At 50.2% G+C, this 22,641-nt stretch carries 21 protein-coding genes; 17 read left to right on the forward strand and 4 right to left on the reverse strand.

Annotated features, from left to right (window positions below; genetic code table 11):
• Positions 1–439: 439 nt before the first annotated feature.
• Positions 440–832, reverse strand: coding sequence for a hypothetical protein (locus CHB92_RS00395; RefSeq protein WP_089317185.1), 393 nt, complete (start codon positions 830–832; stop codon positions 440–442).
• A gap of 70 nt (positions 833–902) precedes the next feature.
• Positions 903–1,796, reverse strand: coding sequence for a class I SAM-dependent methyltransferase (locus tag CHB92_RS00400; RefSeq protein ID WP_089317186.1), 894 nt, complete (start codon positions 1,794–1,796; stop codon positions 903–905).
• 105 nt (positions 1,797–1,901) lie between these two features.
• On the opposite strand from CHB92_RS00400, the gene dapF reads away from it, so the two are divergent.
• The 17 genes from dapF (at position 1,902) to CHB92_RS00485 (ending at position 20,757) form a co-directional block, all read left to right on the forward strand.
• Positions 1,902–2,684: a diaminopimelate epimerase gene (gene dapF, locus CHB92_RS00405; protein WP_089317187.1), complete on the forward strand. Its 783-nt coding sequence runs from the start codon at positions 1,902–1,904 to the stop codon at positions 2,682–2,684.
• A gap of 23 nt (positions 2,685–2,707) precedes the next feature.
• Positions 2,708–3,223, forward strand: coding sequence for a GNAT family N-acetyltransferase (locus CHB92_RS00410; RefSeq protein ID WP_089317188.1), 516 nt, complete (start codon positions 2,708–2,710; stop codon positions 3,221–3,223).
• Positions 3,224–3,243: 20 nt separating this feature from the next.
• Positions 3,244–3,666, forward strand: a complete 423-nt coding sequence (locus tag CHB92_RS00415; protein ID WP_089317189.1) for a GNAT family N-acetyltransferase — start codon at positions 3,244–3,246, stop codon at positions 3,664–3,666.
• A 299-nt stretch (positions 3,667–3,965) separates the two neighbouring features.
• Positions 3,966–7,337 (forward strand): preprotein translocase subunit SecA, encoded by a 3,372-nt coding sequence (secA, locus tag CHB92_RS00420; RefSeq protein WP_089317190.1) that lies wholly within the window; start codon positions 3,966–3,968, stop codon positions 7,335–7,337.
• A 114-nt stretch (positions 7,338–7,451) separates the two neighbouring features.
• On the forward strand, positions 7,452–8,123 hold the full coding sequence (gene deoC, locus CHB92_RS00425; protein ID WP_089317191.1) for a deoxyribose-phosphate aldolase: 672 nt from the start codon (positions 7,452–7,454) through the stop codon (positions 8,121–8,123).
• On the forward strand, positions 8,107–8,637 hold the full coding sequence (locus CHB92_RS00430) for a sporulation protein (protein ID WP_089317192.1): 531 nt from the start codon (positions 8,107–8,109) through the stop codon (positions 8,635–8,637). The genes deoC and CHB92_RS00430 overlap by 17 nt, the downstream gene beginning before the upstream one ends.
• Positions 8,638–8,871: 234 nt before the next feature.
• Positions 8,872–10,062, forward strand: a complete 1,191-nt coding sequence (locus CHB92_RS00435) for a M20 metallopeptidase family protein (RefSeq protein ID WP_089317193.1) — start codon at positions 8,872–8,874, stop codon at positions 10,060–10,062.
• Positions 10,063–10,085: 23 nt separating this feature from the next.
• Complete coding sequence (locus tag CHB92_RS00440) at positions 10,086–10,688, forward strand: hypothetical protein (RefSeq protein ID WP_089317194.1); 603 nt, start codon at positions 10,086–10,088, stop codon at positions 10,686–10,688.
• Between the two features lie 24 nt (positions 10,689–10,712).
• Positions 10,713–11,507, forward strand: coding sequence for a DUF2490 domain-containing protein (locus CHB92_RS00445; RefSeq protein WP_179222908.1), 795 nt, complete (start codon positions 10,713–10,715; stop codon positions 11,505–11,507).
• A gap of 153 nt (positions 11,508–11,660) precedes the next feature.
• Positions 11,661–12,167, forward strand: a complete 507-nt coding sequence (locus tag CHB92_RS00450) for an Hsp20/alpha crystallin family protein (protein WP_089317196.1) — start codon at positions 11,661–11,663, stop codon at positions 12,165–12,167.
• Positions 12,168–12,343: 176 nt separating this feature from the next.
• Positions 12,344–13,837, forward strand: a complete 1,494-nt coding sequence (locus CHB92_RS00455) for a Do family serine endopeptidase (protein ID WP_089317197.1) — start codon at positions 12,344–12,346, stop codon at positions 13,835–13,837.
• Between the two features lie 105 nt (positions 13,838–13,942).
• Entirely contained in the window at positions 13,943–15,520 is a 1,578-nt protein-coding gene (gene amaB / locus CHB92_RS00460; protein WP_089317198.1) for an L-piperidine-6-carboxylate dehydrogenase, read from the forward strand.
• A gap of 579 nt (positions 15,521–16,099) precedes the next feature.
• A complete protein-coding gene (locus CHB92_RS00465) occupies positions 16,100–16,657 on the forward strand; it encodes an RNA polymerase sigma factor (RefSeq protein ID WP_089317199.1) in 558 nt (185 codons plus the stop codon).
• A 31-nt stretch (positions 16,658–16,688) separates the two neighbouring features.
• On the forward strand, positions 16,689–17,330 hold the full coding sequence (locus CHB92_RS00470) for a hypothetical protein (RefSeq protein ID WP_089317200.1): 642 nt from the start codon (positions 16,689–16,691) through the stop codon (positions 17,328–17,330).
• Positions 17,311–18,447: a hypothetical protein gene (locus tag CHB92_RS00475; protein WP_245842227.1), complete on the forward strand. Its 1,137-nt coding sequence runs from the start codon at positions 17,311–17,313 to the stop codon at positions 18,445–18,447. The genes CHB92_RS00470 and CHB92_RS00475 overlap by 20 nt, the downstream gene beginning before the upstream one ends.
• A 137-nt stretch (positions 18,448–18,584) precedes the next feature.
• The gene (locus CHB92_RS00480; RefSeq protein WP_245842228.1) at positions 18,585–20,399 is read left to right on the forward strand and encodes a MutS-related protein; all 1,815 of its coding nucleotides are present in this window, start codon (positions 18,585–18,587) and stop codon (positions 20,397–20,399) included.
• Positions 20,400–20,514: 115 nt separating this feature from the next.
• Positions 20,515–20,757 (forward strand): hypothetical protein, encoded by a 243-nt coding sequence (locus CHB92_RS00485; protein WP_089317202.1) that lies wholly within the window; start codon positions 20,515–20,517, stop codon positions 20,755–20,757.
• Positions 20,758–20,836: 79 nt separating this feature from the next.
• Here CHB92_RS00485 and tsf read toward each other — a convergent pair whose 3' ends face one another.
• Positions 20,837–21,670, reverse strand: a complete 834-nt coding sequence (gene tsf, locus CHB92_RS00490; protein ID WP_089317203.1) for a translation elongation factor Ts — start codon at positions 21,668–21,670, stop codon at positions 20,837–20,839.
• Positions 21,671–21,858: 188 nt separating this feature from the next.
• A complete protein-coding gene (rpsB, locus tag CHB92_RS00495; RefSeq protein ID WP_089317204.1) occupies positions 21,859–22,626 on the reverse strand; it encodes a 30S ribosomal protein S2 in 768 nt (255 codons plus the stop codon).
• Positions 22,627–22,641 lie beyond the last annotated feature (15 nt).

A 22,641-nucleotide genomic window follows, 5' to 3' on the forward strand; every position in this document is an offset into this window, starting at 1 on the left:
TGTTAGTTGGTGGTTGTTATGAGAACTCTATTTATTGTACCTGGACAAGGTTTAACCCAAAACTATCTTCCATTTTGTTAGCTTTAAAGACTTGAGTAGATGGTAATAATGATTCGGCCACAAGCTTAATAATATCTGCTATTTGGCTTGAAGTAGTACAACATCCAATAATTACTTGTGTAATTGTTTCAGGTTTAAGCTTAATAACTCTGTTTTCAATATGATTTTTGCTTATTCTCCATTCCTTCTCATAATTCCATAAATCTGACTTATGGAAAAATTTTTTATGAAACTGCTCTGTTGTTCCATCAAGCCCAGAAATTACAGGATACTCTGAGTGATATTTAATTGGTTCTAAGTAATCAAAATCATATTCATTCTGCAGTGAATAGACATCAAAACCAACAACAAAGCCTGTATGGTTAAAAGCATAATGCGATCACATCAAAATATTATCTGGAACCGCAGACAATGAAAGCAATCCAATAATAGAATCCCATTTCTCCAGTTGTTCAGGCCTTTCTTTAGCTAATTTGTCTGGATGCCAGAGCTTTTTCTCATCCGTAACCTTTTTTGCTAGTTTTCTTAAAAACATCCTGTTTTTACCCTTATTTAGGGGTTTAATGAGCTCAAGGTTCTTTTCTAAGCACTGTTGGTAAGTTAATAGGTCCCATCTTACTGGAATATTACCGTCAAAAGGATCATTGAAATCCGAAGGCTTAGGGAAATAGATTTCCTGATTAGAAATTAGTCTTCGGTGGTTCTCATTTGACCAATCTCTATATTTAAATAGAGTTTTAGGAACAGGAGTATCCGTAATTCTTCTAACCATACTAATCTATCTTATGAGATACGATTTTAAATTTCCCCCTACATATCTATGTTAGATTATTCTTTAGACCCTACCTCCCCACAGAGCTAAACCTAAAGAAAGTACCCAAGGGAAGCCGACGATTGCCGCTGTCGTGCAGGTACAGCTCACCCAGTTCCTCGTTTTGCACCTGTGCTCCGAAGGTATCACGCATCAGGTTATCCAGGATCATGGCCGAGAAGCCGATGGAGTAAAGGTTTATCAGCAGGAAATAATCCGTGCCGTCCAGCATCTCACGGCAGAGCTTGATCATCTCGTTCAGCTCGTTCTCCAGTTGCCACTTTTCACCATTCGGGCCACGGCCGTAAGAAGGAGGGTCCAGGATAATGCCGTTGTAGGTATTGCCGCGTTTCACCTCACGACGGGCGTACTTCATGGCATCTTCCACGATCCAGCGCACATTGTCCAGGTTGCTGGCCTCCATGTTGTCGCGGGCCCAGTAGTTTACCTGCTTCACCGAGTCCAGGTGCGTGATGTCGGCGCCGGCAGCTTTGGCAGCCAGGGAGGCGGCCCCGGTATAGGCAAACATGTTCAGCACTTTCGGCTGTGGCGTCTTCAGTTTTTTAGTCGTGTCGTAGATGTACTGCCAGTTGCTGTCCTGCTCCGGGAACAGGCCCACGTGCTTAAAAGACGACAAACCCAGGCGGAAGCGCAGTTTCAAGTCGTTGTACTGGTAATTGATGTACCACTGCTCGGGCATTCCTTTCTTCAGTTTCCACTGGCCTTTCTCAGCATTGCCCTTGTCGCGTGCGAAAGTAGCCTGCGCCAGGCGCTGCCATTCCTGCTCCGGAAGGTGTTTATCCCAGATAGCCTGTGGTTCCGGGCGGGCAAGGTAGTAGTCGCCAAAGCGCTCCAGTTTTTCAAAGTTTCCGGAATCTACCAGCTCATAATCAGCCCAGTTTCCTGTTGTTAGAAAAGAATACATATCTTTGTCGTTTATTTCTGGCTGTGTGCCATTTGAGGCAAAAGTACTTATATCTGCCGAGCCTTAAAAATCGCACGCAACCGCTGTTTTATTTGTTTCAAATACATGGCAATTAGCTTTTACAAATACCAGGGCACGGGCAATGACTTCGTGATGGTGGATAATCGCAAACACAATTTTCCCGCAGAAGACGAGGCTTTGGTGAAGTCGCTCTGCGACCGCCGGACAGGGGTGGGGGCAGATGGCCTGATCCTGTTACAGGACCACCCGGACTATGACTTCGAGATGGTGTACTACAATGCCGATGGCAGGGTAGGGTCTATGTGCGGGAACGGAGGACGCTGTGCTGTACGCTTTGCAAGGCAGCTGGGCGTGATAGAGGACGTGGCCTGCTTTCTGGCCGCCGACGGCGAGCACCAGGCCAGCGTAGAGCGCGACCTGATTCAGCTGAAGATGAACGACGTGAAAGAGGTAGAGCAAGTGGGGGAGGACTATTACCTGAATACCGGCTCACCGCATTATGTGCGCTTTGTAGAGGATGTACAGGCTTTGGACGTGTATGAAGAGGGCCGTGCTGTCCGTTACAACGACCGCTTTAAAGCGGTGGGCACCAACGTGAATTTTGTGCAGCGTCTTTCAGAGAATGAGATCTACGTGCGCACTTATGAGCGCGGCGTAGAGGATGAGACCTTGTCGTGCGGAACAGGTGTAACAGCCTGTGCCCTGGTGGCAAGTTTAAAAGGGTTTAACAGCCCTGTTAAAGTTAAGACCTTAGGTGGCGAGCTGGAAGTATCTTTTGAACGGACCGAAGAGGGTGGGTTCAAGCATATCTACCTCATCGGCCCCGCCAAACTGGTGTTTACCGGTTCCATTCCCTTACAGTCTTAATCAGCCCTAAAAGCCAGGCCCGCATGTTTTTAAGCTCCGAGCACATCTATTTAAGAGCCCTGGAACCGGGCGACCTGGACTTCCTGTACTCTCTGGAGAACGACGCCACCGTCTGGCATGTGGGCAACACCCTGACACCCTACTCCCGTTTCGTGCTGGAGGCTTACCTGCAAAACGCAGCACTGGATATTTACACGGTAAAGCAGTTGCGGTTAGTTATCTGCAACCAGCACGATATGGCTGTGGGGGCTATCGACTTATTTGACTTTGACCCTATGCACCACCGGGCAGGCGTTGGCATTGTGATCGCGGCAGACAACCGGAACAAGGGCTATGCCTCCGAAGCGCTCGACCTGTTGCTGCACTACTGCCGCAACACGCTGCAACTGCACCAGGTCTACTGCACCATCACCGCCACGAACCAGGCCAGTATTAACCTTTTCCTGAAGGCAGGTTTTGAGCAGGTCGGCCTACGGAAGGATTGGCTGCGGAGACCCGACGGCTGGGCTGACGTGGTGGAAATGCAGCGCATATTTTAAGACTGATTAACAGGTACCGCATGATCTTTCGAAAAGCTACAGTAGCAGACATGGAAGGGATATTCCGGGTACGGTTTTCCGTGCTGGAGAACAGGCTGGCAGACCCAAGCGCAGTTACCCCTGCCATGTGCGAGGAAATGCTGCTGGAGAAAGGCGGCGGCTGGGTATGCGAGGCAGAAGGCCAGGTGGTGGGCTTTGCTATGGTGGACCTTACGAACTCTTGTGTCTGGGCTCTTTTTGTAGATCCACTCTATGAGAAGAAAGGCATCGGCAAAAAGCTGCACGACCTGATGGTAGACTGGAGCTTTGCCCAGGGACAGTCTAAGTTATGGCTTACCACAGACCCCGGTACCCGTGCCGAGACCTTTTACCGGAAAGCCGGCTGGGTGGAGACAGGCAAGGCGAAAAACGGAGAGCTGCGGTTTGAGCTGGACCGGAGCTAGCGACCTGATGCTGCCATAGCAGCCACAGGAGCTCACTTCCCCGGAGATATCGGTCCGCTAAAAGCCGGTTAAAGAATCGAACTTCTGCCACTATGCCACATGTTACTTATTATGGCATAGCCAACTATGCCTGAAGCAGATAGAGGTACGCGCCTTGCTGCCTCAACTGTTAATATGGCAGATAACCTATATGACTGTTATTCTGGTATTGTTTTAGTACAGAGGAATAGATATATCGGAAAAACAGCTATTTTTGACGATATTGTGAACAGAAGAATTCATTTAAGAGCAACATACAGATGTTTGATTTTTTCGGTAAAGCCGTAGCCAAGATATTCGGTACAAAATCCGACAGAGATATAAAGGAGGTACTTCCTTACGTATCTAGAGTAAACGAAGAATATGTAAAGCTTAACGGCCTGTCTGATGATGAACTTCGCCAGAAAACGGTGGAGATCAAGAGCATCATCGATGAGCGGCTTAAGCCTATAGACGATAAAATTGCAGCGCTGCACAAGCGCATTGCCGACGAACCGGAGCTGAACATTGTTCAGAAAGAGAATATCTTCACGGAGATAGATGAACTGGAGAAGGAGCGCAATAAAGAACTGGAGGTAGTGCTGATGGAAGTGCTGCCTGTTGGTTTTGCCATTGTAAAGGAAACTGCCCGCCGTTGGAAAGAAAACGGACAGATGGTAGTAACCGCCACCGACATGGACCGCGAACTGGCGGCCCGCAAGCCAAACGTGGTGATCGAAGGCGACAAAGCCATCTGGCAGAACAGGTGGGTGGCTGCCGGCAACGAAGTTACCTGGGATATGCTGCACTACGATGTACAGCTGATCGGTGGTATTGTACTGCATCAGGGCAAGATCTCGGAGATGGCCACTGGTGAGGGTAAGACCCTGGTTGCAACGCTGCCAGCCTTCCTGAACGCCTTATCGAAGCGCGGGGTGCACGTGGTAACGGTAAACGACTACCTGGCCAAGCGTGACTCGGAGTGGATGGCGCCTTTGTTTGAGTTCCATGGCCTGACCATCGACTGCATTGACAAGCACCAGCCAAACTCAGAGTCCCGCCGCAATGCCTACCGTGCGGATATCACGTATGGTACGAACAACGAGTTCGGCTTCGACTATCTGCGCGACAACATGGCCCGTGAGCCAAAAGACCTCGTACAGCGCAAGCACCACTATGCCATGATTGACGAGGTGGACTCGGTGCTGATCGACGACGCCCGTACACCACTGATCATCTCTGGTCCGGTGCCACGTGGCGACGAGCACGAGTTCTACCAGCTGAAGCCACGCATTGCCATGCTGGTGGAGGCGCAGCGCAAACTGGTGAATAATTTCCTGACAGAGGCCAAGCGCCTGATCAAAGAAGGCAATACCCAGGAAGGCGGTCTTTCTTTGTTCCGTGCTTACCGTGGTCTGCCGAAGAGCAAGCCGTTGATCAAGTACCTGAGTGAAACAGGTAACCGTGCCATTCTGCAGAAGGTAGAGAACTTTTACCTGCAGGATAACTCTCGTCAGATGCCGGAGGCCGATGAGCCGCTGTACTTTACCATTGACGAGAAGCACAACCAGATCGAGCTCACAGAGAAAGGTATTGACCTGATCACCGGCCAGGGAGAAGACCCGAACCTGTTTATCCTGCCGGATATCGGCACAGAGATCGCCAACATCGAGAACAACAAGGAGCTTTCGGAGGAAGAGCAGCTGCATGCCAAAGAAAAGCTGATCGCTGACTTCCAGGAGAAAACCAAGCGTGTACACACAATCAACCAGTTGCTGAAAGCCTATACCCTGTTCGAGAAAGACACGGAGTATATCGTGACAGCAGACCACAAGGTGAAGATCGTAGACGAGCAGACGGGTCGTGTAATGGAGGGCCGTCGTTACTCAGACGGTTTGCACCAGGCAATTGAGGCAAAAGAGAACGTGAAGGTAGAGGATGCTACCCAGACTTATGCCACCGTTACGCTGCAGAACTACTTCCGTATGTACCACAAACTGGCTGGTATGACGGGTACTGCCGAAACAGAGGCAGGCGAGTTCTGGGACATCTACAAGCTGGATGTGGTGGTGATTCCGACCAACCGCCCGATCCAACGAAAAGACGAGCACGACAAAGTATACAAGACAACACGCGAGAAGTACAATGCCGTTGCCGACGAGATCGTGGAGCTGACGCAGAAAGGCCGTCCGGTGCTGGTAGGTACTACTTCGGTAGAGATCTCCGAGCTCCTGAGCCGTATGCTGAAGCTGCGCAACATCAAGCACCAGGTGCTGAACGCGAAGCTACACCAGAAAGAGGCCGAGATTGTGGCTGAAGCCGGTAAGCCGGGTACCGTGACCATCGCGACCAACATGGCCGGTCGTGGTACCGACATTAAGCTGACACCAGAGTCGAAAGCAGCGGGCGGTCTGGCCATTATCGGTACCGAGCGCCACGAGTCACGTCGTGTGGACCGTCAGCTGCGTGGTCGTTCCGGCCGTCAGGGTGACCCGGGTTCTTCGCAGTTCTTTGTGTCCTTGGAAGATAACCTGATGCGCTTGTTCGGCTCTGACCGTATTGCTCGCCTGATGGACCGCATGGGTCTGGAAGAAGGCGAGGTGATCCAGCACTCCATGATCACGAACTCTATCGAGCGTGCGCAGAAGAAAGTAGAGGAAAACAACTTTGGTATGCGTAAGCGCCTGCTGGAGTACGACGACGTGATGAACGCACAGCGTGAGGTGGTGTATAAGCGCCGCCGCAACGCCCTGTACGGTGAGCGTCTGGAGCTGGATATCTGGAACATGATCTACGATATCAGCGAAGACGTGGTGGTGAGCTACAAGAACATCAACGACTACAATAACTTTGAGCTGCATATCATTCGGGTGTTCGGTATCAATACCAGTATCACAGAAGATGAATTTAAGTCTACTCCGGCAAACCAGCTGGCAGAGCGCCTGTACAACGAGGCCCTGCAGCACTACCTGGAGAAGAACAAAAAGATAGGCGAGCAGGCCTTCCCGATCATCAGCAACATTCACGAGAACCGTGGGCCAATGATCGAGAACGTAGCCGTGCCGTTTACCGATGGCAAACGCCAGTTGGCCGCGGTGGCTAACTTAACGAAGGCCTACGAAACGAAAGGCCTGGAGCTGATCCGTGCCATGGAGAAGATCGTTACCCTGGGTACGATCGACCAGGCCTGGACAGAGCACCTGCGCCAGATGGACGACCTGAAGCAGAGCGTGCAGAATGCGGTGTACGAGCAGAAAGACCCGCTGTTGATCTACAAGTTCGAGTCCTTTGAGCTGTTCAAACGCATGATCGGCAAGGTGAACGAGCAGACCATCCAGTTCCTGTTCCATGCCTATATTCCGGTACAATCGCCGGAGCAGGTGCGTGAGCCACGGCCACAGCCGGCTCCCAAGCCCCCGGTGCTGAAGGAGCAAAAGCAGGAGGTGCACTCTTCGCTGGAGGATGAGAACGGGCATACAACTGCCCCTTCGCCGGAGCCTGAGAAGATCATGCCGGCCCACTCGCAGAAAGTGGCAGGACGAAACGACCGCGTAAGCGTACAATACAACGACGGCCGCGTGCTGAAGGACGTGAAGTACAAGAACGTGGAAGAAGACCTGGTCAACAACCGCTGTGTACTGATTGAGGACTAAAAGAACAGCAGCCACTAAAATATTTAGTGGCTGCTTTATGTTTATCTGATAGATAAAGGATATAGGAGCAAAGAAACCTTTCCCTCTTATGTCCTTTCGCTTTTATCTATTTTTATGGCAGGAGAAGAACTCGCTTCTTATATAGACCACACGCAGCTAAAACCTGATGCCACGGCTGAGGGCATTGCACAGCTCTGTGACGAGGCCCGTTCCTACGGCTTTGCTGCCGTGTGCGTGCCTCCTTGCTATGTTACCCTGGCCAAAGAGCGCCTTGGGGTAGGTACGACGGTAAAAGTAGCCACGGTCGTGGGCTTTCCTTTGGGTTACCAGCACTCAAAGGTAAAGTTCCTGGAAACACACCAGGCCATTGCCGATGGTGCCGTGGAGATTGATGTGGTCATGAATGTGTCGGCCTTTAAATCCGGTAAGCTCGGGGAGGTGGAGAGAGAATTGGGCGACCTGGCGAAGTTCTGCCATTTAAAGGAAGCCATCCTGAAAGTGATCATAGAAACAGCCCTGCTCTCTGAAGAGGAAATCGTGAAGGCCTGCGAGCTGTGTGTGGCTGCCGGAGCAGACTACGTGAAAACCTCTACCGGTTTTGCCGCCAAGGGCGCTACCGTAGAAAACATAGCGCTGATGCGCCGGGTTTTACCGAATCATGTAAAAATCAAGGCGTCGGGAGGGATCAGAACATTTGCCGATGCCGAGGCGTTAATTAAAGCCGGAGCCGACAGGCTAGGCTGCTCAGCCAGTATTAAAATTGTTACCCATGAACAGACTACTTAGTATATGCCTTTCGCTGTTGCTGGTGTTTACCTCCGCCTGTGCATCTTCTTCAGGGGGCAAAACAGCCCGGGCAAGCGCCGGAGACAGAGAAGCATCCAGGGAAAGAGACAGGGAGAAGGTGGTAGAAGACCTGAGTGTATACCGGCCGAAGTATGAAGTGCCTGAAACTACTCCGGTGGCTACCGTAGAGCCAACAAACCATGTAAACGACAAGGTAGCCGTGCTAATGGATACCGTGGCCAGTGTAAACAAGGGCATCAAGTATGCCCAGGGGTACCGCATCCTGGCTTACAATGGATCAGAGCGGCAGAAGGTGATGAACCTGCGCAAAGCGATCATTGCCCGCGTGCCGGAACAGAAAGACTACCTGACTTATCAACAGCCAAACTTCAGGCTGAAAATAGGAGATTACTTTAGCCGCATTGAGGCGCAGCAGGTGCTGAACCAATTGAGTGACCTGATCCCCAATGCCCAAATTGTAAGGGAGCAGATCACAATTAACAAGAGCTACTAGTAAGTATTAGACAAAGGACGTTAGACAAAAGATAATGGACTTAAACAGAAAAGCGTTGCGGCTGTAACAGTCCGTAACGCTTTTTTGACTTTTGATATAAGCAGCTTTTATCCTTACATTGTTTAACGTTGTTAGCTAAGTACCCGCGCAGGCACCCGCTTGCGCCCTTTTATACTTATAGAATGACTGTAGGCACAGGCGGATGCTAGTGTCAGGTATTTTGAAATTAGTATTATGTCGCAATTATCAGATAAAGTAAAGGAACTCGCTAAAGCCTATGCCCCCGAAACTGTGCAGGTGCGCCGTCATATCCATGCAAACCCGGAGCTGTCCTTCGAAGAGCACAACACGGCGGCCTATGTAAAGCAGGTATTGGAAAGCTATGGCCTACAACCCCAACCTATGGCGGAGACAGGCCTGGTGGCTTTGATAAAGGGGCGGAACCCGGAGAAGAAAACCATCGCCCTGCGTGCTGATCTGGATGCCCTGCCCATTGTGGAGGCGAACGAGGTGGCGTACAAGTCGAAGAACGAAGGCGTGATGCATGCCTGCGGGCATGACGTCCACACCTCCTCACTGCTCGGTACAGCGCGCATTCTGCAGGAACTGCGGGAGGAGTTTGAGGGAACGGTAAAACTCGTGTTCCAACCGGGAGAAGAGAAGTTTCCGGGAGGCGCTTCTATCATGATCAAAGAAGGCGTGTTGCAGAACCCGGCTCCGGCGGGTATCATCGGTCAGCATGTGTTCCCGATGCTGGCTGCCGGTAAGGTAGGTTTCCGCGCGGGCATGTACATGGCCAGTGCCGATGAGATCTATATAACCGTGAAAGGCAAAGGCGGTCATGCGGCCATGCCAGAGCAGAACGTAGACCCTGTGCTGATCTCGGCGCACCTGATCGTGGCCCTGCAGCAGATCGTGAGCCGCCATGCCAGCCCCAAGGTGCCAACGGTGCTGTCTTTCGGGAAAGTGGAGGCCAGGGGGGCAACCAACGTTATCCCCAATGAGGTGAAGATCGAAGGCACCTTCCGTACCATGCACGAGGCCTGGCGCAAAGAGGCGCATCAGAAGATTAAGAAGCTGGCCGAGAGCCTTTGCGAGAGCATGGGGGGGAGCTGTGAGATCGACATCAAGAACGGCTATCCTTTCCTGCAAAATGACCCTGCCTTAACAGAAAAGGCTCGTGCAGCGGCGGAGGCTTATTTAGGAACCGAAAACGTGGTAGACCTGGACTTGTGGATGGGGGCGGAAGACTTTGCCTACTACTCGCAGGAGGTGCCGGCCTGTTTTTACCGCCTGGGTACCCGTAACGAAGAAAGGGGGATTATTTCCGGCGTGCACACGCCAACCTTCGATATTGATGAAGTAGCCCTGGAGACCAGCATTGGCCTGATGGCCTGGGTGGCTTTGCAGGAACTGCATAGCTGAGTTTTATTAGAGAGCCTTAAATTATGGAGCAAGCCAAGATCCTGACCTTTAACTTATCAGCAGGTTTGTTTCGAGGGAAGCGAAGGTTGCGACTTACCCCGGACTACCTGGAGTATGAGAACGGAGGGCTGGAGAAAGGCTTTACAAGAGTGTACAAAGAGGACATCAGCGACATAAAGCGGAGCATGAACTGGATCATCTGGTACCGCTTCTTTGTGGGCTGCGACTTTAAATTCGACATCCGAACCAAAACACAGGGTATCCTTCCCATTGGGTTCGTCAGCTATTTCAGGAAGAACAAGTCTTATATAGATGCCTATGAAACCATAGGAACCTGGATGTGGGAGCACTACCTCGGCGAGGTAGTAAAATCGTGCCTTCAGGACTTGCACAGCATCAATTACCTGGTGTTAGGTGGGGTGGGCTTGAGCCGGGAGGGAGCCTACCTGGATAGCCAAGGGACGTTAACAACCTGGGATGATGTAGCAGTGATGGAGTACGAGGAGTACTTTGCTATCTACAGCCAGCGTAATCCGGAGCTTAACAGAAGAATAGCCTTTGATGCCTGGGAAAGCGATTTATTAATGCAGGTTACCAGAGCACTACAGCAGGCGGCTACCAACTGAGGTAGGCCGACAGACGAAATGCACATGAAAAAGCTATACCTCCTTTTTCTCCTCTCTCTGCCCCTCCTGGCAGAAGGCCAAAGCAAAGTAAGGGCGTCCCTGGCTATCTGGCCAGAGTGGCAGGTGGACTACAGGCTAGGGGAGGAAGGGCTGCTTTTTTTCCGGAACCAGTACCGCATGAACACCGACAGCCGCTACAACGGCCTGAGGCCATCGGGCTTGCTAGGTAATTTTGAGCGGATAGAACTGAGCCTGGGCTATGAGCATGCTTTCTCGGAGCACTGGCGTGGGGGAGCCCTGGTACGGTACGCAGCAGAGAATTACCCCAAAGCTACCTTTTACGCCCTGTTTTTGCGCCACCAGGGCCACATCAGTAGCCTGTACTTTAACAAGCAATTCCTGTTCGACTACGTGCGCCAGGAAGAGCAGGACCCTTACGGCCGTTTCCGGTTGATGGCAGAGCTTGGCAAACGTCTACCTCTAAAGAACAAATTCATTACCCCTGTCCTGAGTTTCGAAATGATGCTGCTGTCAGAATTCGGGCAGGAGGGAGGGCAGCGTCAGGAGGAAAGGGCGATTGACAGAACGCGCCTGCGCCTGGGAGTGAACTATGAGCTGACAGACAAGCTCCGTCTAAACCCTTACGTGATGGGGCAGACCAACTATTATTATGTACTCATAGCACCCGTGTACGATGAGGCTGGCCAGCTGCTTGAGGAGGGCTATACGACCAAACGGAACCGGTTAATGCCTGTGGTAGGGGTGGAAGTCAAGTACAGTATCCATCAAGCACCGACTACCGCCGGTATTACTTATTAAGCCCGGTATAACTGTAAAAACGTCAGGATATTAGCTATTTTGTCTTTTTGTGAATGACATTATTTCATGAAATAGCAGGACGATTCGATTGGTATGGTTTTTACTATAGTATGGGTGTAAACTAAATCGGAACTTAAATAAAGGAGGTATAAAATGGCACTGGTTAGAAATAATGGCATGTACGAAGGAATGCCAACATCTTTTAGCTCAATGTTAGACCGTTTCTTTAATGAGTCTGTTAACACCAGGAACTTCTCCGGCTTCACGCCTCATGTGGATGCCTGTGAGAATGAGCAAGGCTTTGAACTTGAGTTGGCTCTGCCAGGTGTTAAGAAAGAAGATATCAACATTGACTTTCAGGAGGGTAAGCTGACAATTTCCGGGGAGCGCAGGTTCGAGAAGAAAGAGGATGGCAAGCGCTACCACATGCTGGAGACTCAGTACGGTTCTTTTAGCAGAAGCTTTTACCTGCCTGACAATGTGAACCCAGATAAGATCACAGCGCAGCTGGAGGGCGGAGTGCTGTTGGTAACTGTACCGAAAGACGAACAGAAGACCATGAAACGCCAGATCAAGATTTCCGAGGGCAGTGGCAAACAGAAAGTGAACGTCGAAAAACAAGCGGAAGCCTCTGAGAACGGAAAAACCAAGAAAGCCTAACTAGCAGAAAAAATAATAAAGAGGGGGCCGGCATTTTGGCCTCCTTTTTGTTTAAACTAGAACGTAAACAGTAATTAGTCGCTACAGGACATACTACGTATACTGTATGAAGCGTTATTACTTTTCGTAATATAGAAGATACTGAATATTAATTTCAAGAATACAAAATCAAGAGCATGAAGACGAAACAGTTTATCCTTGGCGTAGCCCTTTCTGCCATAATGGGCGGCGGTGTGGCTGTGGGTAGCTACAAGCTGTTGGAAGATGATGTTGTTATAACAAGTGAGCAGCAGCAATACCCTACAGTACACTACACCAGCGATATGCGCAGCAGCAATGTCATAGTGCCGGAAGGCCTTAATTTTGTGAAAGCCGCGCAAGTATCAACACCTGCCGTAGTCCATGTTATGACAGAGTACAGTGCCCGCCCAACCCAAAGCGACACACCGATGGACCCGTTCCTGCGTGAGTTCTTTGGCGATGGTTTTGGAGAGCGCGTGCCGCGCAGCCCCCAGATGGGGTCTGGTTCAGGCGTAATCATTGCCTCGAACGGCTATATCGTAACCAACAACCACGTAATTGATAAGGCAGACAAAATAGAGGTAGTGATGAACGACAAACGTAAGTTTGAAGCTACGCTGGTAGGTACTGACCCCACGACCGATATTGCCCTGCTAAAGATTAATGCGGATAAACTGCCAACTGTTCGTTATGGTAACTCCGACGAACTGCAGATAGGGGAGTGGGTATTGGCCGTAGGTAACCCGATGAACCTGACCTCTACCGTAACAGCTGGTATCGTAAGTGCGAAAGGCCGTAGCATCGATATCCTTAGCAGAAACCGTAATGCCGGCAGCATGAGCATCGAGTCTTTCATTCAGACAGATGCGGCTGTAAACCCTGGTAACTCAGGTGGTGCCCTGGTAAACCTGAACGGAGACCTTGTTGGTATTAACACCGCCATTGCTTCTCCAACCGGATCCTTCTCAGGTTACTCTTTCGCTGTGCCCTCTTCCATCGTGAGCAAAGTAGTGGATGACCTGCTAAAGTATGGTGAAGTACAGCGCGCCCTCTTAGGAGCGCAGATCCAGGAGATTGATGCTGCCTTTGCGAAAGAAAAAGACCTGAAGACGCTAAATGGCGTGTACATTGCCGCTGTAACGGAGCAGAGCGGTGCGGAAGAAGCCGGTCTGAAGGCTGGCGACGTGCTGACAGCCGTAAACGATGTAAGAGTTGCCAAATCTTCTCAGTTACTGGAGCAGATTGCCCGTTACCGTCCTGGTGATAAAGTGAAGGTAACTTTTGTGCGCGATGGTAAGGAGAAGATAGCGAATGTAACGCTGAAGAACCTTAACAACAGCACTGAGTTGGTGAAGCGTAGCAAAGCCGAGGCTATCAGCTTTGAGGGTGCTAAGTTCTCTCCGGTAACCAGAGCCGAAATGAGCAAACTCGGAATAGACGGCGGTGCCAAGATATCCGGCATTGCTGACAGCAAGTTCCGTGACACCGGTATGAAAGATGGCTTTATCATTACCAGAATCGATCGCTATGAGGTAAAAGAGCCGGCAGACGTACAGCGACACCTGAAGAACTTTGACGGTGGCGTGGTGTACATCGAGGGCGTGTACCCGGATGGCCTGAAGGCGTACTACCCCATCGGAAAAGGTTAATAGATACTAACGTATATGATAGAAAGCTTCTGCAGTCTTGCAGAAGCTTTTTTATTTTTTAGCTTTGTATAGGTCCCTTTCTTTAACACTAAATAAAATAAAACCATGAAACAGACGATAGATGCCCTTCCGCTGACCAAAGAACTGACAGACGTACTTCAGCAATTGGGCATAAAAGAAACCAATCCTGCTTACAGTACTGGCTTGGCCTGGGGTGGCCAGGAAGGCCGCTATACCCGCACGATTACTTCTCCTGCCGATGGCACTAGAATAGCCACAGTGAACATGGCTAATGAGGAGGATTACAATAAAGTAGTAGAACAGGCGCAGGAAGCCTTTAAAGTATGGCGCAGGGTAACCGCTCCAAAGCGCGGCGAGATTGTGCGCCAGATAGGCGATAAGCTGCGTGAGCACAAAGAGGCACTGGGTAAGCTGGTGAGCTACGAGATGGGCAAGATCTACCAGGAAGGGCTCGGCGAGGTGCAGGAGATGATCGACATCTGCGACTTTGCCGTTGGCCTGTCGCGCCAGCTGCATGGCTTTACCATGCACTCGGAGCGCCCGCAGCACCGCATGTACGAGCAGTACCATCCCTTGGGCATCGTAGGCATCATTTCGGCCTTTAACTTTCCTGTTGCTGTCTGGAGCTGGAATGCCATGCTGGCAGCCGTGTGTGGCGACGTGATGATCTGGAAGCCGTCTGAAAAAACACCCCTGACCGGTATTGCCTGCCAGCACATCATCCGCGAGGTACTGGCCGAAAATGAACTGCCGGAAGGCGTTTTTAACTTGATTATCGGAGACGCTGAGATCGGTAGCCTGATGAGCCACGACAAGCGCATTCCACTGGTATCAGCTACGGGATCTATCCGCATGGGCAAAAAAGTAGGAGAGGCTGTTGGCGCTCGTTTAGGGAAGTCGCTGCTGGAACTGGGCGGTAACAATGCCATTATCCTGACAGAGAATACAGACCTGGAGATGGCCCTGCGCGCCATTGTGTTTGGCGCCGTGGGTACCTGCGGCCAGCGCTGTACCTCTACCCGCCGCCTGATCATACACGAAAATATTTACGAGCAGGTAAAAGAGCGCTTGTTAAAGGTGTACCCGAACCTGCCGATCGGGCATCCACTGGATAGCACTACACTGGTAGGCCCGTTGATCGATAAAGATGCCGTAGCGGCTTTTAGTAACGCTCTCGAGAAAGTGCAGCAGGAGGGAGGTACTCTGTTAACGGGAGGCCAGGTGCTAAGCGGGGAAGGCTATGAGAGCGGTACCTACGTGAAACCAGCCATTGTGGAAGCTCAGAACCATTATGAGATGGTGCAGGAAGAGACTTTCGCTCCCATCCTATACCTGATCAAATACAGCGGCGACCTGGAAAATGCCATCGAACTGCAGAACGGCGTGTGCCAGGGCTTGTCTTCGGCTATCTTCTCTACGAACCTGCTGGAGACGGAGACCTTCCTGAGTCACTGGGGATCTGACTGCGGTATTGCCAACGTGAACATCGGTACATCCGGTGCCGAGATCGGCGGTGCCTTTGGTGGCGAGAAAGAAACAGGTGGTGGACGTGAGTCCGGTTCCGATGCCTGGAAAGTGTACATGCGCCGCCAGACCAACACCATTAACTACAGCCGGGAGTTACCACTAGCCCAAGGCATCCGCTTCGACATCATGGACTAAGGCCACGCGGGACGACTAGTGGTCCTTTCCGGCCTCTGTTGTACTATGGCTTTATCCACCAAAGGACACGCTGTGTAACACTTCTGGAGTATTTCTCAAAAAGGAAACATCTTAGCACTGAAGGAAGCAAACACTACCCATTTGCAATACATAAACTTCTCAAAAAGCCAGCACTGTTTATAGCGCTGGCTTTTTTTATACATGGAGCTTTTTCTAAATCAAAGGGTTAAGGTCCACTTATCCACAATTGTGTATAAATAGCATGTGGATATGTGGATAAGTCTAAGAGGGCCTCTGTTTATGGTACTATATAGTACAATATAGATATCTATAGATGCCCTTTTATAGCTGTCTGTTTTTCATAAGTATAAGAATATTAGGTAGATGCTGCTGTCTATTGTTATCCACAACAGGGTGTGGATAGTGTGGAAAAGTGGTTGAACGAAAAATATCTGGAAAAATTTTGCAACTTAATGCAACCTCGTGCTAATCCCGTTGTCTTTAGTGTGAATTTGGATGGAGGGAACGGATTGTAGGATAAGCGCCGGAAAGAAAAGCGAAACGTTAAACCGGAACAGTTTGAAAAATATCAGCTACCAAGACGTAAATCACCAGGTCATTGAGCGGTGCAAGGGCGGCGATAATCGTGCGCAGTACGAGTTGTATAAACTGTATGCAAAAGCAATGTTTAACGTGAGCATGCGCATCACCAATGATTATGCTGAGGCGGAGGATGTGCTGCAGGAGGCTTTTGTCAGCGCTTTCAAAAAACTCCACTCCTATAAGGCCGAAGCTTCGTTCGGGAGCTGGCTTAAAAGAATTGTGGTAAATGCCTCGATCAATGCTATCCGGAAGCGACGTTCCGAACTGGTGCCAATGGATGAGCGGGTAGTAGGCGAGGTGCCGGATGAGGAGTATAACGACGACTCGGAGTGGCAGGTAGAGAACGTACGGCGGGCCATACAGCAGTTGCCGGACGGATACCGGGTAGTACTGACTCTGTACCTGTTAGAGGGCTTTGACCATGGCGAGATAGCCGAGATACTGGGTATCACGGAGTCAACCTCGAAGTCGCAGTACAGCAGGGCCCGAAAGAAACTATTAGAGATCATGAAAGCGCCGCAGTTTGTGGCCTAATATAATAAGGGAGACAGGAGGATAAGATACCATGAAAGATAAACTGAAAGATTTTGTAAACGAACACCGGGACGAGTTCGACGTGTTCGAGCCACGGCCAGAGCTGTGGCAGGAGATCTGCCAGGACTTGCCTGAGTCCCGCAAAGAGAAAGAGGGCAAAGTCATTAAGATCAGTTTTGGAGAGCGGGCCAGCTTTAGCGCAGATTTCTTTTTCATGCGGGTGGCGGCGGCTGTGGTGCTGCTGCTCGGCTGTGGGCTTACCCTTTACCTGATGAAGCAGCAAGTGACAAAGGAACCAACTCCTATTGCCGCAATTGCACCGGCAGTAAGTACCGAAAGCATAGCCCCCGAGCTGGCCGAAGTAGAGGCTTACTATGTGAGCCAGATCCAGGAAAAGAAGTCGCAGCTGAGTGCGTACGACCGGAAGGTATTGGGTCTGGATGAGCAAGCGGAGATAGACCTGGAACTGGCCCGCCTCGATAACAGCTATTTGCAGCTCAAAAAGCAGCTGTACACTAACCCGAATACAAGTGAAATAGTTGACGCCATGGTCCAGAACCTGCAGATACGGATCAAGGTGCTTAACAGGCAACTGGAAGTACTCCAGCAGTTAGAACAAATGGAACAAGAGCCTACTAATGAACCTCAAAAAGATGATACCACAAATGTATAACTCTCTACGAAGCCTGCTGCTGCTTTTTGCAGTCGCACCGACCATGGCGCTAGCCCAGCATAAGCAGCAAGCCCCCTGCCCTGACATTAACCTGGACCTTTCCGGGCTGAATGAGACCATCGAACGTTCCCTGGCAAACCTGAAGCACCTGGATGGAGATCTCCAGGACTTGAAGGAGCTGGGTAAAATGGAACACCTGCAGCTGCTCGACATGAAGGGGAAAGCCTCTTATGATGCCGAAAAGCGCAAAGTGCTGGACAAAACGTACAAGGTGAACAACGCTGACATCCTCAACATCGAGAACAAGTTTGGCAGAGTGCATGTCAACACCTGGGATAAGAACGAGATGCGTGTGAAGGTGGAGATGGTTGCCCGCGCCGGCTCTGAAAGCAAAGCACAGGAAATTCTGGACAAGATTAAAGTAATGGAGAGCCGTGAGGGTAAAGTAATCTCGCTGCGCACGAACATAGAGCCTGTGCGTATCTCCGGTAACGGCAACAAGGGCTATGAGGTAAACTACACGGTGTACATGCCGGAAGACAACGCCTTGGCTGTCACCAACAGCTTCGGGGATGTGTACCTGGCCTCCTTAAAGGGCAAAGCGGATGTAAACGTGAAGTACGGTGCTTTAAAAGGGGAGCGACTAAGTAACCCAGGCAATACTGTAAAGCTGGCATATGGCTCCGGAAACTTTGCCTACATCAATGGCGGTAACGTGGATGTGGCCTACGCGGACATGAGTGTGGATGGTACCAATGGTCTGCAGGGCTCCTCTAAGTTCAGCGACTTTAAGATTGGTAGCCTGGGAGAGGAGTTGAACATGGATGTGAAGTACGGCTCTTTTAAAGTAGACAATGTGAGCAAAGACATCCGTAGAATAGCGCTGGACAGTGGCTTTACTCCCATCAGTTTAAACTTTGCGGATAACTCGGCTTTCAACTTCGATGTGAACGTACAGTTTGCGGACTTCAAAGTAGATAAGTCTCTGGTAAATATCACGCACCTGGAAAAAGGCCACACCTCAGCTGAGTACAAGGGCAAGTTTGGCGGAACGGCTACGCCTAAAGGTACTGTTAGTGTTACCTCCAAGTATGGCGACGTAAAATTTACGAAGTAGAGTTAGTTAGAAAGTTTGTATAAGGTGAGAAGAGAGCTGGTTTATACCAGCTCTTTTTGTTTTTACCCGGAAGCGGCGGGCACAATAGGGGAGATGTCTTATCTTTGAGTAAGGCAAAAACAAAGCAACATAGATTGGTGAGCGAAAACAGAACAAGTTTATATACAGCCAGGGCAGAGGCTTTGGCAGAACAGGAAAAAAAAGCAGCCTCTAAATCGAGGCTGGTGTCGTGGCTCCGGGTAGGCGTGTTTTTGGCGGGTGCCGCTTTAGCTTATCTCTTTTTCAGTAACGAGGGCCTTACAGCCGGTGCTATAACAGTGGTAGGGTTTTATGCGCTGTTCATTCTGGTGCTGCGCTGGCACAGCAGGCTCGACTTCGCTTACACGCAGTTACTCCTGCTGCGCAGGATCAACCAGCAGGAGGTGGAGCGCTTAGAGGGCAAACTACAGCTTTTTGATGGGGGCACAGCATTTATAGACGACCACCACCCTTATACCTCAGACCTCGACATCTTTGGGAGGAACTCCCTGTTTCAGCTCCTGAACCGCTCGGTTACCAGCGTGGGCAAGCAAAAGTTGGCTACCTGGCTACAAGTGGCAGCCACACCAGAAGAGGTGTTGTTACGGCAGGAGGCAGTGGCAGAACTAGCCGCTCCCCAGCAGTTAGACTGGTTGCAGGACCTGTTGGCCTTGCCGCAGCATTACAAACACGACCAGGAGCAGGCAGATAACTTCATCGCCTGGTTCTCCGACAAGGCTTTCTTTAAGACCCATTCACTTATAAAGGTGCTCACTTTTGTATTGCCTGTCCTGACCCTTGCTGCCATTGCCGCCTGGTTCTACGGGTTTAGTGGTTGGATTCCAGTTGCCTTTCTGTTGGTACAGTTTCTGTTGGCTTACCGTTTTCGGGTAGAGCGGGACGAATACTATGAGAAGAGCATTGGCATTTATGAGGCCATGCGGAGCTATACCAAGCAGCTACAGCACATCGAGCAGCATCAATTTTCGTCAGCTAAGCTAAAGCGGCTGCAGGGGCAGCTCCTGCAGGAAGGGGGCAAAGCTTCGGAAAGCATTCACAGGCTGGCCAACATCATAGACTTCTTTTCCTGGCGGTTGAGTACGCTGATGGCTTTCTTCCTGAATACGGTGCTGATGTGGGACTTTGTCTGGATGTACCGTCTGGAGCGGTGGAAAGACAAGTACCTGGCACGATTGGAAGGAACGCTGGAGGTGTTGGCGGAGTTTGAGGCCCTGGCCGGTGTAGCGGCGTTTCAGCATGCGCACCCGCACTTTGCTGTGCCGCAGCTAAGCGAGCGCCCTTTCGAAGTAAAGGCAGTTGCCCTGGGGCACCCACTCATCTTTTCTGTTAAGCCGGTAGTGAACGACTTTGAGATACAGGGAGCTGGAAAGACCATGGTGATCACCGGGTCTAATATGTCAGGAAAGACGACCTTTCTGCGTACCGTAGGAATCAACATGGTGATGGCCTTGATGGGGGCGCCTGTTTTTGCAGAGAAAATGACGGTTGCACCGGCACAAGTCTACACCGCCATGCGTACAGCCGATAACCTGGCCGAAAACACCTCTTCTTTTTACGCAGAGTTAAAGCGCCTGCGGATGCTCCTGGAGCTGACGGAAACGGGGCAGGCGGTCTTCTATCTGTTGGATGAGATCTTAAAGGGCACCAACTCACGCGACCGTCATTTAGGAGCCATGTCGCTTATCCGGCAGTTGCACAAGCGCAATGCATCCGGCCTTATCTCTACGCATGATTTGGAGCTGGGGGCCATGGAGCAAGAGTTGCCGGAAAGCGTATACAACTATAGCTTTAACAGCGACATTGTAGGGGATGAAATCCGGTTCGACTACAAGCTGACAAAAGGAATCTGCCGTAGCTTTAATGCCAGTAAGCTCATGCAGCTGATGGGCATCGAGATAGCGAAAGAAGCTTAGTTAGACAAAAGACTTTTTTGGATTTACGGCGAGATGTAGTACGTATCTGGGAGTCTTTTAAGTACCGCATGAGCATGTTAAACAATCCATACAAAACACACTAGCACATTAATATATGAGAGTAGTAGCTGATATCCCAAACCCGAACATGAAGGTCACTTTGCTGGCCTGGAACGGGAAGTACCTGATCAAGCTGGAAAAGGGAAGCTTTGAGCAGACCTATAAAATAGGGGAAATGGACGTGATGGGCGACGAAGGTGCCAAGGCGCTGCTGGATGAGGAGTTTATGGAGGCCACCCTTAACCGCTTTAATGATATGCGCGATGCCTTTGTGTCTACTATCCGGCGGAATGGATAGAGCCGGAACAGAACAGGCCATAAAAACAGAAAAGCCCGCCTTATGGCGGGCTTTTCTGTTTTTATAAGTCTTGCTGCAATTAAGCAATAGCAACACGCTTGAACTCAGTAACTGTCATGCCTTTGTTTGTGTTGTCAAGCAACTTGGCCACAGATACAGATGGGTCCTTCACGAAGTCCTGGTTCAACAGGGTGTTGTCTTTGTAGAACTTGTTCAGTTTACCCTGTGCGATTTTCTCCAGCATTTGCTCTGGCTTGCCTTCCGCACGAGCCTGCTCTTTGCCAACTTCGATTTCACGCTCTACAGTAGCAGCGTCAACGCCTTCTTTGTCAACCGCAATTGGGTTCATGGCAGCAATCTGCATCGCTACGTCTTTGCCAACCTCTTCTACGCTGGCACCACCTGTGTTCTTCAGGCCTACCAGCACACCTAGTTTACCAGTAGAGTGGTTGTAAGCAACTACTTTCTCAGCAGATACTGATTCGTAAGCTACTACGTCAATTTTCTCACCGATCTTACCCATCAGGTCTGTAATGTGGTCCTGCAGGGAACGACCGTCTGCCTGAGGGGCAGCCAGTAATTCTTCTTTAGAAGCGGCATTCGTAGAAACAGCAGTAGCCAGAACTGTTCTTGCCAGCTCCTGGAAGTCTGCCACTTTAGATACTGGCTCGGTTTCGCAGGCAAGGGCAATCAGTTTACCGTTAGATCCGTCTGCGTTTACCTCTGTCAGAACGAGTCCTTCAGACGTAGCGTTCTCAGCACGCTTGCTAGCGATTTTCTGACCCTGCTTACGAAGAATATCTTTAGCTGCTTCGAAGTCGCCGTTCGCTTCTGTTAGCGCTTTCTTGCAGTCCATCATACCGGCTCCGGTTTCCTGGCGGAGTTTGTTAACGTCTTGTGCTGTAATAGCCATGTTTTTATAATTAAGAATTACGAATTATAAATAATGAGTTCTAATCTAAGTTTATTCAGGAAGTACTCTATGCATACGGCTGATTGGCCGTTGTGCTGTTGTTATCTTTCCTGAACCCCTAAAACAAACTGAACATTGAGGCTTTTTGCCCAATGTTCAGTTTATTATGTGCAATATGAACCTCCGGCTTATTGCTCGTCAGCCTCTTGCTTTTCTTTGATGCCTTCTTCCTCAGAACGCTTACGCTCCGTTTCCTCTTTGTCCACTTTGCGCTCAGACAGGCCTTCTTCAATCGCCTTACCTACGATAGACACGATCAGGGCTACTGACTTAGAAGCGTCGTCGTTTGCAGGGATTGGGAAGTCTACCAGCTCAGGGTTAGAGTTGGTATCGCAAATAGCGAAAACAGGAAGGTTCAGCTTTTGTGCTTCTTTTACCGCGATGTGCTCACGCTTTACGTCTACTACGAACAGCGCAGCTGGTAGGCGAGACAGGTCGGCGATACCGCCCAATACACGCTCCAGTTTCTCACGCTCGCGAGAAAGCATCAGCTTCTCACGCTTGGCTAGTGCCTTAGACTGCTCTGGGTCTTTCATCATTTTGTCGATGGTAGACATTTTCTTCAGAGACTTACGCACAGTAGCGAAGTTTGTCAGCATACCACCTAACCAGCGGTCAGTCACGTAAGGCATTTTAAGGCGTTTTGCCTCGTCCGATACGATTTCCTGTGCCTGCTTTTTAGTAGCTACAAACAAAATCTTGCGACCAGACTTCGCGATGTTCTTGATAGCGTTAGTAGCCTCGTCAAGCGCAACCAAAGTTTTGTTCAGGTCAATAATGTGGATCCCGTTCTTCTCCATGAAGATGTACGGAGCCATTTTCGGATCCCACTTGCGGGTAAGGTGGCCAAAATGAACACCTGCCTCAAGTAATTCTTTATAATTAGTACTTGCCATGTTGTTGATACACCT

This window comes from Pontibacter ummariensis, from assembly GCF_900188175.1.
Classification (GTDB): Bacteria; Bacteroidota; Bacteroidia; order Cytophagales; family Hymenobacteraceae; genus Pontibacter; species Pontibacter ummariensis.

Excerpts from the sequence above, each read along its gene's own strand:
- CHB92_RS00445 (WP_179222908.1), top strand. The coding sequence starts at position 10,713 with ATGAAAAAGCTATACCTCCTTTTTCTCCTCTCTCTGCCCCTCCTGGCA.
- CHB92_RS00400 (WP_089317186.1), bottom strand. The coding sequence starts at position 1,796 with ATGTATTCTTTTCTAACAACAGGAAACTGGGCTGATTATGAGCTGGTA.
- CHB92_RS00450 (WP_089317196.1), top strand. The coding sequence starts at position 11,661 with ATGGCACTGGTTAGAAATAATGGCATGTACGAAGGAATGCCAACATCT.
- rpsB (WP_089317204.1), bottom strand. The coding sequence starts at position 22,626 with ATGGCAAGTACTAATTATAAAGAATTACTTGAGGCAGGTGTTCATTTT.
- CHB92_RS00410 (WP_089317188.1), top strand. The coding sequence starts at position 2,708 with ATGTTTTTAAGCTCCGAGCACATCTATTTAAGAGCCCTGGAACCGGGC.
- CHB92_RS00395 (WP_089317185.1), bottom strand. The coding sequence starts at position 832 with ATGGTTAGAAGAATTACGGATACTCCTGTTCCTAAAACTCTATTTAAA.
- tsf (WP_089317203.1), bottom strand. The coding sequence starts at position 21,670 with ATGGCTATTACAGCACAAGACGTTAACAAACTCCGCCAGGAAACCGGA.
- deoC (WP_089317191.1), top strand. The coding sequence starts at position 7,452 with ATGGCAGGAGAAGAACTCGCTTCTTATATAGACCACACGCAGCTAAAA.
- CHB92_RS00475 (WP_245842227.1), top strand. The coding sequence starts at position 17,311 with ATGATACCACAAATGTATAACTCTCTACGAAGCCTGCTGCTGCTTTTT.
- CHB92_RS00470 (WP_089317200.1), top strand. The coding sequence starts at position 16,689 with ATGAAAGATAAACTGAAAGATTTTGTAAACGAACACCGGGACGAGTTC.
- CHB92_RS00440 (WP_089317194.1), top strand. The coding sequence starts at position 10,086 with ATGGAGCAAGCCAAGATCCTGACCTTTAACTTATCAGCAGGTTTGTTT.
- CHB92_RS00485 (WP_089317202.1), top strand. The coding sequence starts at position 20,515 with ATGAGAGTAGTAGCTGATATCCCAAACCCGAACATGAAGGTCACTTTG.
- amaB (WP_089317198.1), top strand. The coding sequence starts at position 13,943 with ATGAAACAGACGATAGATGCCCTTCCGCTGACCAAAGAACTGACAGAC.
- CHB92_RS00430 (WP_089317192.1), top strand. The coding sequence starts at position 8,107 with ATGAACAGACTACTTAGTATATGCCTTTCGCTGTTGCTGGTGTTTACC.
- CHB92_RS00455 (WP_089317197.1), top strand. The coding sequence starts at position 12,344 with ATGAAGACGAAACAGTTTATCCTTGGCGTAGCCCTTTCTGCCATAATG.
- CHB92_RS00415 (WP_089317189.1), top strand. The coding sequence starts at position 3,244 with ATGATCTTTCGAAAAGCTACAGTAGCAGACATGGAAGGGATATTCCGG.
- secA (WP_089317190.1), top strand. The coding sequence starts at position 3,966 with ATGTTTGATTTTTTCGGTAAAGCCGTAGCCAAGATATTCGGTACAAAA.
- dapF (WP_089317187.1), top strand. The coding sequence starts at position 1,902 with ATGGCAATTAGCTTTTACAAATACCAGGGCACGGGCAATGACTTCGTG.
- CHB92_RS00435 (WP_089317193.1), top strand. The coding sequence starts at position 8,872 with ATGTCGCAATTATCAGATAAAGTAAAGGAACTCGCTAAAGCCTATGCC.